Genomic DNA, 12643 nt, shown 5'->3' on the forward strand with positions numbered 1-12643 from the left:
TTCTGTATCCTGGCTATATCCTTTCTATATCCTGGCTGTATCCTGGCTGCGGTGTTCGTATATGGTTCCGCTATCCGGGCCTGGGGTAAGAATGCGGAAATGTGGGGGACTGTTTGAGCGCATTATGTTTGCCGGACGTAAAATATTGTTACGTCTTGTACGGTTTGATCAGCTAAAAAAGTATTCCGGCCACTAAAGCACCAGCAATGTTTTTCAGAGCCGATGATTTTATGAAACACTTAAGACCGTATACAATACGAATCCGATCACAATCCAGTAATTTCAATACAAAAACGCTGTTCCATTGACCATCAACCATTATATAACCGATCTGAATATTGTAACAGACATCCTGCCGGTGTTCAACTATACCAATAACCGGTTTTCCGAACAGGTGCTTACAGGCCTGCTTACCAAAACGCTTCCTTCAACAACGCACATTATTGAGCGGCAGCAAATATTAGAGGGTTTTGTAAAAAACTACCGGCTGCTGCAATCTTACAATTATGCCAAAGCAGAATTTGCCGAAGTGTACCAGTTCCTACAACAGGTGGAGGGCCCGGTTCCAAATCATTTGCTAACGCTCTTTACGAATAAAATTGAACAACAGGTACTGATCAGCCGGTATGCGCAGTTCGTGCTTTTCCTTGACCGGTTGTTACAGAAATGGATCGCAGCCATCAACCGTACCTTTTTTCCCAATGCGTATCGTGCCGATCTTGAGGCGATGGAACAATTATTAACCTTTTTTGATCTGCGGCATTACGCGGAACGTTTAAAAGAAGACCGGTTTGGAACAAAGGAAGTACGGCAACTCTCTCAGAAAATTGCAGCCCGCAAACAGGACGGCAGCTGGAACCTGTTCTGGGCGCGGTTCTTTTTGTTTGAAGCCTATACATCCATCAGTATTTCCATCGTACGGAGAGGATTTACCTTCCCGGTTCCAGGCGCAAAAGCCCTAATGATCCGGGATCTTTATCACCCCCTGCTAAAGGAGCCTGTAAAAAATGATATCCATATAACAAAGCAGGTCTGCCTGCTCACGGGTCCGAATATGGCCGGCAAATCCACCTTGTTAAAATCCATCGGTCTTTGTGTGTTTTTGGCGCATACGGGTCTTGCCATACCGGCATCCTTTGCCGAAATCCCTTTCTTTGATCATATTTCCATTTTCATTAATCACCGGGATGACCTGCAGAACGGCTACAGTCATTTTATGTATGAAATCAAAAACCTGAAGGAGGTGCTGCAGCAAACCGCCGACGGCAAGCGCTGTTTCTCTATTTTTGATGAACTGTTCAAGGGTACGAACCAGGAAGATGCGCTGGCGATTACCACAGCAACGATCGAAGGACTGAGCCGTACCGATACCTCCTGTTTCCTGATCTCTACACATCTGCATGCTTTAAAAGAAACGCCTGCTATAGCCGGCAATGCTGCACATGTATATCATATTACCTGTGTTATTGAAAACGGCCGCCCAACGTTCACTTATAAATTAGGAAGCGGCTGGTCCGATCTGAGGATCGGCCGGTTATTATTTGAAGCGGAAGGACTGTATGAGCTGCTGAACAAACAACCAACATCAGGATAGCGTATCCAACGCTCCAACAGTTCCCTCCTTTGGTTGTGGATTCAAAACGATGGGATATAAGGGCCTGCGTACGGCATATGCACAGCCGGAACAACGCGAAAACCTTACCGTAATTTTTTATCTATCTTCACGCGCTATTCAAATCGTTTATATGCCTGGTCACCCCTTCACCCCTCCTTTCTCCATCCAGCCCGTTCTCGAGAATGCGCAGGTAAAACTGATCCCATTAAAAGCGGAAGATTTTGAACGCCTCTATGCCGTTGCCTCCGACCCGGCCATCTGGCAGATGCACCCCAATAAGAACCGGTACCAGCGGGATGTATTTGACACCTTCTTTGAAGGCGCTTTGCAAAGCGGGGGCGCTTTCCTTTGCCAGGCGATGCCTGCAGGCACGTTAGCCGGATGCACCCGGTTTTATAACTACGACCCTGCCGAACACAGCATCTTTATAGGGTATACTTTTTATGCCACCCGGTTCTGGGGCACCGGTTTGAATGCGGAAGTAAAACACCTCATGCTGGATTATATTTTCCGGTTTGTACGTACCGTTTATTTCCATATAGGTGCTGAAAATTACCGTTCACAAAAAGCCATCGAGAAGCTGGGAGCCATAAAACTAAGGGCAGAATGGGTAGCGTATTATGGCGAGCCCGACCGGCTTAATTTTGTTTATGGTATACACCGGCCATAAACAGCAATAAGCTGCCGGAACAAGGCCGGCAACGGCTACGGCATTTCTACACATTAACCATCGGCTGTATGCGCCAGGCTACAGGGCAGGGTTTTTTGAATATTCCAGCCATAAATCATCTACCGGCTTACCGGTAACCTCCCTCCAGCTGTCGGCCGTATAACTGTGATTACGCAGCGCCGTGTTCAGCGCCTTTACAGTACCCTTTTTTACCCGGGCTTCGATCCATGCGAGGAACCGCGCTGTTACCCGGTATCCATCCGAATATTTCTGACGGTCTGAATACTCCGGAAGTTTCCAGCCGGCACCTTCGTTATCAATGCCGTATTTAAACCGTATATAATCAGCAATGCCTTCAGTGATCCACCAGGGGCCAACGCTGCGCCCATAATCCTGTACAATATGCATCACTTCGTGGGTTACCACATCTATATCGCCCGGATGCTTTACAAACCATACCGGGTCATATACCACTTTTCCGCCACCCGTAGCAGCCACACCATGATAGGCTGTGTCCACCTTAAAATATACCTCCTTTGCCGCACCGTTGTTAAAATCCCTTACCAGCACGGGGTACACGGTAAAGAACGCATCCACCATTCTTTTTTTTACAGCATTGCTAAAGGTTGTTTCATTCGAGGTAAAATGCAGGATGAACCCGCCCTTCTCAAAGCGGCTGCCTTCATAGTTAAATGCAGAATCGCTGCCGCCGACAACCGAAGCGTTTGAATGGCTCAGCATAAAAAGCCCCGCCAGCAATAACCAGTATTTCATAAATAATCTTTGCCAGAAAAATATTACAATTCCCGCAATTGAGCAAATCCACACCTGCGTTTGTTGCTTCCTGTTAACCAGGGCCCTTGCGCCCGGTAAACCTCAAAGCAGGCCCTGGCCATCTTTTTCAGTAATATTGGGGGCAGCTTGTTATTTTTGCGTTTCAAAGATGCCTTTATTTTGATCCGTTTATTCATCATAGTTTTTCTGAGTTTCTTTTGTATGAGCGATCTGTCTGCTCAAAAAAAAGACAGTGCAAAAGAGCAGCCGCAAGCCGCAAAGCCCGCGGCTCAGCCGGGTACCAATCGCAAGACCACCAACCGGCCGGCAGCTAAAAAGCCGGCAGCTGCCAAACAAACGCCGCCGGTAACAAAACCTGCGGCTGCTGGAAAAAAGGCAACACCAGCTCCGGTAACACAAAAACCAGCCGGCAATCCTGCAAAAACAACGCGTGCTTCCACTTCCCCGGCAAATCATAAACCGGTCGTTCAAAAAGATACCGCGCGGAAAAAGACTATCACCGTAAAAGCATCCGTTCCGGCTGCGGCGAAAAAGGATACGGCGGCTTCAAAAAAAACAGTGCGCCATCCTCAGGCGGGTGCCCGGACCGATTCTGTAAGAAAAGCGACAACGGCCATTCCTTTAAAAAAAGATACGGCCGGAAAAGCAGCAGCGGCCCTGCCGCCATCGCCGCCGGTTGTCATCGATTCTACGCGGATCAGGGCCGCCATGGCAGACAGTCTTAAAAAAGAGGCCCAATATGCGGCAAAGGTTCAGGTGTTTAACCGTACCCGGCAGATTCTTGCGGAGCATCCGTATTACGCCTTTTCCAAAGCCCCGGTCGTTACGCCCTATAGTAAACGGGTAAAACAACCGGGAGAAGAAATTTACTTTTATACGCTTGCCGGTATCATGCTGCTCTTCGCCGGATTTAAAACGGCGTTTTCAAAGTACTTTGATGACCTGACCACCCTGTTTTTCCGGCGCACGCTGAAACAGCGCCAGCTGCAACAACAGCTTAGTCAGAATACACTTCCATCATTCCTTTTTAACATTTTATTTGTTTTTGTTACCGGGTATTATCTTGCGCTTATGGCGGAGCAACTTACGGTAAAACAACTGCCCTATCCTTTTTGGCAGTTGTTTGGCTTTGCTGTTGCTGTTGTATCCGTGGCCTACCTTGCCAAGTTTTTCCTGCTGAAGTTATTTGGCTGGCTTTTTAAACTGCAGCATCTTACCGATGCCTATATCTTCCTTATTTTCCTGGTGAGCAAGATCCTGGTACTATTCCTGCTTCCGGTGATCGTGATCACATCGCTGGGCGGTACGGGTATTAAAACCATTATCTGGACACTCAGCTGGCTGATCATAGGCGCGCTTTTCCTCTATCGTTTTACCGTGGCGCTTCAAATGATACAGAAAAGTAACAAGGTGAGTCTCTTTCATTTCTTTATTTACTTTATTGCCTTTGAGCTATTACCGGCCTTTGCAATCTACAAGTTTATTTTACAGTTTTTAACGGGGAATAGCGTACCTTTGCACCCAATTTAGGTGAATTTTAATGTCAAGTAACGTAGCAACAAAACCCGTGGCGAAGCCTGAAGCAGGAAAAATGCAGCATATACTTATCAGCCAGCCAAGACCAAAGAGCGAAAAATCCCCCTATTTCGACCTTGAAAAAAAGCATGGTGTTACCTTGGATTTTGAGACCCTGATCATGCTGGAACCCATCTCCGGAAAAGATTTCAGACGCCAAAAGATCAGCATCCCCACTTATACGGGGGTTATCTTTACCAGCCGGAATGCAATTGATCACTTTTTCAGAACCTGTGAGGAAATGAAGATCAATGTATCCCAGGATACGAAATACTTCTGTATTACAGAAGCCGTGGCGCTGTACCTGCAAAAATTCATCCTTTATCGTAAAAGAAAAGTATTTTACGGTACAGACGGCAGCAATAAAAGCCTGCTGGATGTGATCAATAAACATAAAGAGAATCTCAATTTTCTTTATGTATGTTCTGAAAACCAGCAGGATAATGAAATTATCAGCTGGCTCAAACAACACGATTGTTCTTTTGACCTGGCATTTATGTACCGCACAAAGAGCAATGATGTAAAAAAATCACTGGGCAATAAAAAGTTTGATGTGCTTTGTTTTTTTACGCCCAGCGGTGTAAAGAGCTGGTTCGACAATTTTCCCGACTTTGAGCAGCACGAAACCGTGATCGGCACCTTTGGCGATAATACCAAGGAAGCAGCGATCAGGGCCGGCTTAAAGCCGCTGATTGTGGCCCCTTTGCCTAAAACACCCAGCATGATTACCGCCCTGGATCAGTTTTTGGCCAGCAATTCCAATAAATAAGCCAACAAACTTCTCTTTATCAAAAGCTTAACGACTCATTTTTTGGGTAGCTAAGGTTTTTATGAATATTTGCATGGTTATAGTTAACTTTGCAAACTTTATGAGGTTTTTCGTCATTATCTCCGCCTTGTTTTTAATGTCGTCCTGCGGGCCGGGCATGAATAAGATTTTAAAAAGTAAGGATGCTGCCTATAAGCTCAAGATGGCAGATGCTTTTTATGCCAAAAAGAAATACAATAAGGCGCAGCTGATCTACGAAGACATTTTACCTTATTATAAAACAACGCCCCAGTTCCAGGACATTTACTATAAGTATGCATATTCTGCTTATTATCAGCACGATTATGCAATGGCAGAGAATTATTTCAAGACCTTTATGGAAAGCTTTCCCAACAGTCCGAAATTTGAGGAAATGGAGTACATGCGGGCATATAATTTTTACAAACAGTCGCCCAAACCGGAATTGGATCAAAGCAATACCTTTAAGGCCATTGGTGCCATGCAAACTTTTATCAATACGCACCCCAGCTCGGTGCGGCTGCCTGAAGCCAACCGGATCCTGGATGAGCTGAGAAGCAAGCTGGAAATAAAAGACTATAAAAGCGCCAAGCTGTATTATGACATGGGCTATTACCGGGCTGCCGGCGTAAGTTTTGCCGCCCTCCTGGAAAACTTCCCGGAGTCACAGTTAGCGGATGAATATAAAATGATGTCGGTAAAATCCTACTATCTTTTTGCCGAAAACAGCGTTATTGATAAGAAAACGGAGCGTTTCAGGGAAGTGATGGATGAATGCAAAGAATTCATCGACCGGTTCCCAGAAAGTAAATATAAAGCCGATATTGAAAAATATATGGCAATGTCACAATCTCAAATTCAAAAATTTAGTAATAATGAGCAAATTAAGAAGGCATCTTAGTGTTGGTACTCCCAGTAGCGTAGAAACCAAAAGCCTGCAGGAGATAAAAAACAAAACCGGCAATATATATGAATCTATTGCCATTGTTAGCAAAAGGGCCAACCAGATCAATATTTCCATAAAGGAAGAATTGCACAATAAACTGGATGAATTTGCCAGCCATACCGATACGCTGGAAGAGATCCATGAAAATAAAGAGCAGATCGAGATCTCAAAGGCATACGAAAGAATGCCGAATCCCGCCCTGCTGGCTACCCAGGAATTCCTTGATGATAAAATTTACTACCGCAAGGCTGAAGACGAATTGTTCAGCTAAGCGTACATGTATTGATAAGCGCCGTAACGGATCTGGATCCGTTACGGCTTTTTTTATGCCCGCCCCAGGAATTTCATTTCCCTCAGGATGTCCATCTCCGTACATCCGCCAACACGCCAACGAACCAGTTTTCATATACCAGCCAACCGCAACGCCACTCTTATCATTTTATTACATCTGTATTCCGACCCGATGGCTTATTTTTGATGCATGTTAGAAGGCAAGAAAATAGCCATTGGGATCAGCGGCAGCATTGCTGCGTACAAGATCGTTCACCTGGTACGCCTGTTGGTAAAAGAAAAGGCCGTTGTAAAAGTGATCATGACACCAGCCGCCCGTGATTTTGTTGCGCCGCTTACCTTATCTACCCTTTCAAAAAATGAAGTGCTTATCGACATCGCATCCGGCAATACCTGGGCCAACCATGTGGAGCTGGGCCGCTGGGCCGACCTGCTGTTAATAGCACCGCTCAGTTGCAATACGCTGGCAAAAATGGCATATGGACATTGTGATAACCTGTTGCTTTCAGTATACCTCTCTGCCACCTGCCCGGTAATGGTATCCCCGGCAATGGATGACGATATGTGGCGCCATCCTGCCACCCAGAAAAATATCGAAGCGTTGAAAGCATTCGGGCATACCGTACTTACGCCCCGTTATGGTGAACTGGCCAGCGGACTCATTGGCGAGGGTCGCATGGAAGAACCGGAAGCGATCCTTGAAGCGATAGACGCTTTTTTTAAACAGGCTTCGGGCACGGATCTGAAAGGCAAAAAAGTACTGGTAACCGCCGGCCCTACTCAGGAGGCGCTGGACCCGGTGCGTTTTATTGGCAATCACTCTTCCGGAAAAATGGGGTATGCCCTTGCAAAAGAATGTTTGCGGCGGGGTGCAGCGGTAGTACTGGTACTGGGTCCTGCTCCTGCGGTTCTGCAACAGGATCTTTCGGGCATCACACTTGTAAACGTGGTATCCGCAGAAGAAATGTACCAGGCCTGTATGGATCATTTTCCTTCGGCTGATATAGCATTAATGGCAGCTGCGGTTGCAGATTACAGACCCGCAACCGTAAGTGATACCAAAATAAAAAAACAGGACAGCGATCTGGCGCTAACCCTGGTTAAGACCAGGGATATCCTGGCTTCCCTGGGTGCCGTAAAAACCGGTAACCAGGTGCTCCTGGGGTTTGCCCTTGAAACGAATAATGAAGAAGTACACGCGCTTGAAAAACTGCATAAAAAGAATGCCGACTATATCGTGCTGAATTCATTAAACGACGGGGCCGCTTTTGGTGCAGATACCAATAAAATAACCATTTATTCAAAAACAGGTGAAAAGACCAGCTTTACGTCCAAGTCAAAAACGGCCGTAGCACAGGATATCATAGATACTATCGTAAAAACGGGCATCACAACAACATGAAAAAATTATTACCGCTCTTGGTATGGAGTTTAACTTTTGCTGCCTGCGGATTGGGGCGGCCCAAAGACGTTTTGCCACAGGATAAAATGCAGGCCGTTTTATGGGATATTGCCCAGGGCAGCGAATTTGTAAACGGCTACGTGTACAACCGCTATCCGGACCTGAACCGGGCGGTTGTAAACCAACAGGCCTTGAAACAGATCTTCACCCTGCATAAGATCTCCAAAAAGGAGTTTGAGAAGAGCCTCGAATATTACCAGCGTAAGCCCGACATCTTTGTGGCCATGCTGGATTCGATCAATGCACAACAAAAAAGAGCCAAAAAACCGGAAACCCCGGCTACAGCCGATACGGCCCGGGCGCCGTCGCCTGCAGGGGAACCGGCTTCAAAAAGAGCCCCCGCTCCTTAATACGCCGCGGCTGCGGCTTCTATCTACTGGATGATGCGTTATATATGTTTCAACGGCGTTTTTGCAGATGCAGCACTCCCCGCTATTGACGCCGCTAATAAAAGTTACCGCTACGGAGATGGTTTTTTTGAAACCATCCGGGTACATCACGCGCAGGTACCTCTGTGGCAGCTACACCGGGAGCGGATCCTCCGCAGTCTATCACTTTTAGGATACGCCTTTGCGGCAGGTGTAACCATTGAGCATCTTTATGACCAGCTGCTGGAACTCTGCGCGCGCAACCAGTGTACAGCACAGGCCCGGGTACGCATTTCCTTCTCAAACGGCAATGGCGGACTCTTTGATCCATCCTGTGTGCACTACCTGATAGAGGCGCACGCCTTTACAACGCCGGTTGCAGACGAAGGCCTCTCCCTTGGGATTTATCATGAACTGCAAAAAGACGCACATTATTTCTCCTCCTTAAAACTGTCCAATAGCTTCATCTATAGCCGTGCAGCGCAGGCTTGTAACCGGCTGGGCTGGAACGACTGCGTGATTCAAAATAAAGACGGGGCCATCATCGAAACAGTGATCTCCAACCTGTTCTGGATCAAAAACGAGGAAATCTTTACGCCACCGGTTACCGATGGCTGCGTAGCAGGTGTATTCCGCTCATACCTGCTGGCCACAGAACCGGGGATCACCGAACGGTCCTGTACCCTGAATGCATTAGAAGAGGCCGACGAACTGTTTTTAACCAATGCGCTCCGGGGTATCCGGAAGGTGGGGCAGTTTAATGGAAAAACATATGCCGGCGATCAAACAACGGCCCTGCTTTCCCGCCATCAGCAACGGCTCTTTCCATAACAGCTTTATTCAGTACAGGTGTTTCATAAAAATATTCCGGTACGCTGGTGCCGCTGCATCCGTATTATGCGTTACGGGAATCAGCCACCGGCAGCCCATCCTGCACAAGGCTCAGGCATTGGTGTGCAGCCGGCTATAGACATCCGACAAGGTATCTACAGCGGCCCGGCCTTCGCTGCCCAGGTCCAGGCTATAGTTATTTACATACAGGTCGATATGCTTACGCATAACGTCCTCGCTCATTGCCTGCGCATGTTCTTTTACATAAGCAGACACTTCCGGATACCGGTCAAATGCGTATTGAAGACTTTTATGGATCAGCGCATCCACCTGATTGAAAACAGCGCCGCCCAGTGATTTTTTGATCACAATGCCCCCCAGGGGAATGGGTACCTTCATTTTCTGCTCCCAGTATTCCCCCAGGTCGGTAACCTTTACCAGGCCTTTATCCTGGTAGGTAAACCGGTTCTCATGAATGATCACGCCCAGCTCCGCTGAACCCGTTACCACAGCATCTTCGATTTCATGAAACACTCCAAATGATTTATGATGCGCATCCGGATAGGCAAAGCTAAAAAGCAGGTGCGCCGTGGTGTTTACCCCGGGCAACACAACAGTTGCATCATTGATCTCAGCTTCCGTGAAAGGCTGTTGCCGGCGGCTGATCAATAATGGCCCTACACCTTTTCCCAAGGCGCTGCCGGAATTCAATAACGCATATTGATCCAGGGTTTTAAAATAAGCGGGAAAACTCAGCTTGGTTATATCCAGCTTCCCTTCCAGCGCCCAGCGGTTCAGCGTTTCGACATCTTCCAGCACGGCTTCAAACTCCACACCTTCCGTATCGATCTTTCCATTGACCAGTGCATCAAAAATAAACGTATCGTTCGGACAAGGCGAAAATCCCAGCTTTAGTTTCATATATACTTCTTATTCATTTAATAAACAGGAACCGATAAAAAATGTTTACCCGTTATGAAGTAAACTGTGTTAACAACCGCTCCGTATGTTCGGCAAGATTGGCAATGGCCGCTTTCAATGCCCATTGCGTCTTATCTCTTTCACCCACGTAATTAGATACCGCTCTTACCTGGAGAAAAGGCTGGTTCTCCAGGAGGGCCACGTAATGGAAGGCGGCACCCTCCATTGATTCTATTTCCGCACCCAGGCTGTCTTTAAAATGCCCGATGGTATCTGCAGCCGTTGTAACCTCATTAATTGTAACCCCGTTTGCCGGTTCCAGCCCGGTAAGCTCCACTAACCGGCTATGGGTATTGTAAAGCCGTCCCCCGGTAAACGGGGCAGCGTCTGCATCGGCCAGCTGCAGGTCAAATACCGATTTCCTCCGGCCGGCTTCCACCACGCCCAGGTCACCAAAACACTCGCTGCGGATCACCGCTACTGCGCCCGGTGCATACCGGTGCACAAAACTGCCGCCAATACCGGCCTGCAATACCAGGTCATACCGTTGCCGGGCCAGCTGCCGCGTGAGCCCATATGCGGTGCTTACACCGCCAATACCCGTAATGAGCACATCCACCTGCTCCTGCGCTTTCAAAAAGGAATTTAACGGCTTTATTTCCAGCTCAGTGGCCGCCACCAATAATATTTTTTTCTGCATATGTCCGTTACCGATTGCTTTACTTATCCGTTTTAACAGCTTTTGCTGCCTGATACCGGCAAAAATGTGCTGCGCTGCTAAGTTCGGGCATTTTTATAATTGAGGGAAATGTTACCTTTGCAGTCTGTTTTTTTTGAAGCTGGTATTTTTTTCAGGCAACACCCGCTTCAAAGCCGGAAAAAACCGGCTTATTTATTTATGATATATGGTATATCTCACAAGAATTGAACACTTTAATGCCGCGCACAAACTTTTTAACCCTGCATGGACCGAGGCGCAGAATGAGCAGGTTTTTGGCAAATGTGCCAACAGGAACTGGCATGGGCATAACTACGAACTATACATTACCGTAAAGGGGGAACCCGATCCGGATACCGGTTTTGTGTATGATGTAAAAAAATTGAGCGAGATCATTAAAGATCATATTATTGAAAAACTGGATCATCGCAATCTGAATGAGGACGTTGATTTTATGAAGGGAAAATTGTGCAGTACGGAAAACCTGGCCATTGCGATCTGGAATGAACTGACACCTCATTTACCCGCCGGCGTATTCCTGCATTGCATAAAACTGTATGAAACGCCACGGATTTATGTGGAGTATTTTGGTTAAGTTTGTACGTACCATTCGTCCAGTATGAAAGTATCCGTTTTCAGGAAGGAGCATTTTAACGCAGCACACCGGCTCTTTAACCCGGCCTGGGATGACGCTACCAATGAACGCATTTTTGGCAAGTGTTCCCTGCCGCATTATCATGGTCATAATTATGAACTGGAAATAAAAATAACCGGGGAAGTGGATCCTCAAACCGGCTTTGTAATGGACCTGAAAGTGCTGAGCGAGCTGGTTGCAAAAAATGTGATTGAGAAATTCGATCACCGGAACCTGAATCTGGATACCGATGAATTTAAACATACGAACCCAACTGCAGAGAACATTGCAATTGCGATTTACAATATTCTCCGGCCACATATTCAAAGCGATCATGATCTGATGATCCGCCTGTATGAAACGCCCAGAAATTTTGTAGAGTATCCATCATCTTAAATTGCCCGGAAACTATGGCTTATAAAAAAGAAGATATATATGATGAACCGGTAACGGATGCGCTCACACAGCATTACAAACAGGTAATTGAGCAGCTGGGAGAAGATCCGGAACGGGAAGGCCTGATGAAAACACCCGAGCGGGTAGCCAAGGCCATGCAGGTGTTAACACAGGGCTATCATATGGATGCGCACGAGATCATCAACTCGGCTAAATTCCATGAAGATGTAAGCGAAATGATCATCGTAAAGGATATTGAGCTGTACAGCCTTTGTGAGCATCACATGCTTCCTTTTTTCGGAAGGGCACATGTGGCTTATATCCCCAATGGCTGGATCACCGGCCTGAGCAAGATCGCCCGGGTAGTAGATGTTTACTCACATCGCCTGCAGGTACAGGAACGCCTTACCGTACAGATCATGAATGCGATTAAGGAAACATTAAACCCGCTGGGTGTTGCCGTGGTCATTGAGGCAAAGCACCTCTGCATGATGATGCGAGGCGTTCAGAAACAAAACTCTGAAACCACCACCTCCGCATTTGACGGCGAATTTCAAAAGAACTCAACGCGGAGTGAATTTTTAAAGCTCATCAGCGCACGATTAAGTTAAAGAAAACGAACCAAAATAAATAA

At 46.9% G+C, this 12643-nt stretch carries 15 protein-coding genes; 12 read left to right on the plus strand and 3 right to left on the minus strand.

The window, feature by feature from the left end; genetic code table 11:
* The first annotated feature begins 304 nt into the window (after positions 1-304).
* Positions 305-1594 carry a MutS-related protein gene (locus LQ567_RS12005; protein WP_231004753.1) on the plus strand — a complete coding sequence of 430 codons (1290 nt, stop codon included), beginning with the start codon at positions 305-307 and terminating at the stop codon, positions 1592-1594.
* A 151-nt stretch (positions 1595-1745) separates the two neighbouring features.
* Positions 1746-2285, plus strand: a complete 540-nt coding sequence (locus LQ567_RS12010; RefSeq protein ID WP_231004754.1) for a GNAT family N-acetyltransferase — start codon at positions 1746-1748, stop codon at positions 2283-2285.
* Positions 2286-2363: 78 nt separating this feature from the next.
* Here the strand turns inward: LQ567_RS12010 and LQ567_RS12015 are convergent, their stop codons facing one another.
* On the minus strand, positions 2364-3059 hold the full coding sequence (locus LQ567_RS12015) for a basic secretory family protein (RefSeq protein ID WP_231004755.1): 696 nt from the start codon (positions 3057-3059) through the stop codon (positions 2364-2366).
* 222 nt (positions 3060-3281) lie between these two features.
* Between LQ567_RS12015 and LQ567_RS12020 the strand changes: the two genes are divergently transcribed.
* The 7 genes from LQ567_RS12020 (at position 3282) to LQ567_RS12050 (ending at position 9340) form a co-directional block, all read left to right on the plus strand.
* The gene (locus tag LQ567_RS12020; protein ID WP_231004756.1) at positions 3282-4610 is read left to right on the plus strand and encodes a DUF4271 domain-containing protein; all 1329 of its coding nucleotides are present in this window, start codon (positions 3282-3284) and stop codon (positions 4608-4610) included.
* A gap of 61 nt (positions 4611-4671) precedes the next feature.
* Positions 4672-5424, plus strand: coding sequence for a uroporphyrinogen-III synthase (locus tag LQ567_RS12025; protein WP_231004757.1), 753 nt, complete (start codon positions 4672-4674; stop codon positions 5422-5424).
* Positions 5425-5524: 100 nt separating this feature from the next.
* On the plus strand, positions 5525-6343 hold the full coding sequence (locus LQ567_RS12030) for an outer membrane protein assembly factor BamD (protein ID WP_231004758.1): 819 nt from the start codon (positions 5525-5527) through the stop codon (positions 6341-6343).
* Positions 6318-6659 carry a DNA-directed RNA polymerase subunit omega gene (locus tag LQ567_RS12035; RefSeq protein ID WP_090393568.1) on the plus strand — a complete coding sequence of 114 codons (342 nt, stop codon included), beginning with the start codon at positions 6318-6320 and terminating at the stop codon, positions 6657-6659. Before LQ567_RS12030 ends, LQ567_RS12035 begins: the two co-directional genes overlap by 26 nt.
* A gap of 210 nt (positions 6660-6869) precedes the next feature.
* Positions 6870-8081: a bifunctional phosphopantothenoylcysteine decarboxylase/phosphopantothenate--cysteine ligase CoaBC gene (gene coaBC, locus LQ567_RS12040; RefSeq protein ID WP_231004759.1), complete on the plus strand. Its 1212-nt coding sequence runs from the start codon at positions 6870-6872 to the stop codon at positions 8079-8081.
* On the plus strand, positions 8078-8491 hold the full coding sequence (locus LQ567_RS12045; RefSeq protein ID WP_231004760.1) for a DUF4296 domain-containing protein: 414 nt from the start codon (positions 8078-8080) through the stop codon (positions 8489-8491). Before coaBC ends, LQ567_RS12045 begins: the two co-directional genes overlap by 4 nt.
* Before the next feature lie 30 nt (positions 8492-8521).
* Positions 8522-9340 carry an aminotransferase class IV gene (locus LQ567_RS12050; protein WP_231004761.1) on the plus strand — a complete coding sequence of 273 codons (819 nt, stop codon included), beginning with the start codon at positions 8522-8524 and terminating at the stop codon, positions 9338-9340.
* Positions 9341-9451: 111 nt separating this feature from the next.
* Here LQ567_RS12050 and LQ567_RS12055 read toward each other — a convergent pair whose 3' ends face one another.
* On the minus strand, positions 9452-10261 hold the full coding sequence (locus LQ567_RS12055; RefSeq protein ID WP_231004762.1) for a 1,4-dihydroxy-6-naphthoate synthase: 810 nt from the start codon (positions 10259-10261) through the stop codon (positions 9452-9454).
* A gap of 52 nt (positions 10262-10313) precedes the next feature.
* Positions 10314-10961: a futalosine hydrolase gene (gene mqnB, locus LQ567_RS12060; RefSeq protein WP_231004763.1), complete on the minus strand. Its 648-nt coding sequence runs from the start codon at positions 10959-10961 to the stop codon at positions 10314-10316.
* 205 nt (positions 10962-11166) lie between these two features.
* Here mqnB and LQ567_RS12065 point away from each other — a divergent pair, with 205 nt between their 5' ends.
* Genes LQ567_RS12065 through folE form a run of 3 tightly spaced genes read left to right on the plus strand, consistent with a single transcriptional unit; the run spans position 11167 to position 12620 of the window.
* Complete coding sequence (locus LQ567_RS12065) at positions 11167-11574, plus strand: 6-pyruvoyl trahydropterin synthase family protein (protein WP_231004764.1); 408 nt, start codon at positions 11167-11169, stop codon at positions 11572-11574.
* Positions 11575-11598: 24 nt separating this feature from the next.
* The gene (locus tag LQ567_RS12070; RefSeq protein WP_231004765.1) at positions 11599-12009 is read left to right on the plus strand and encodes a 6-pyruvoyl trahydropterin synthase family protein; all 411 of its coding nucleotides are present in this window, start codon (positions 11599-11601) and stop codon (positions 12007-12009) included.
* Positions 12010-12023: 14 nt separating this feature from the next.
* The gene (gene folE, locus LQ567_RS12075; RefSeq protein ID WP_231004766.1) at positions 12024-12620 is read left to right on the plus strand and encodes a GTP cyclohydrolase I FolE; all 597 of its coding nucleotides are present in this window, start codon (positions 12024-12026) and stop codon (positions 12618-12620) included.
* Positions 12621-12643 lie beyond the last annotated feature (23 nt).

Origin of the sequence: Niabella pedocola (assembly GCF_021044425.1) — a bacterium.
GTDB lineage: Bacteria > Bacteroidota > Bacteroidia > Chitinophagales > Chitinophagaceae > Niabella > Niabella pedocola.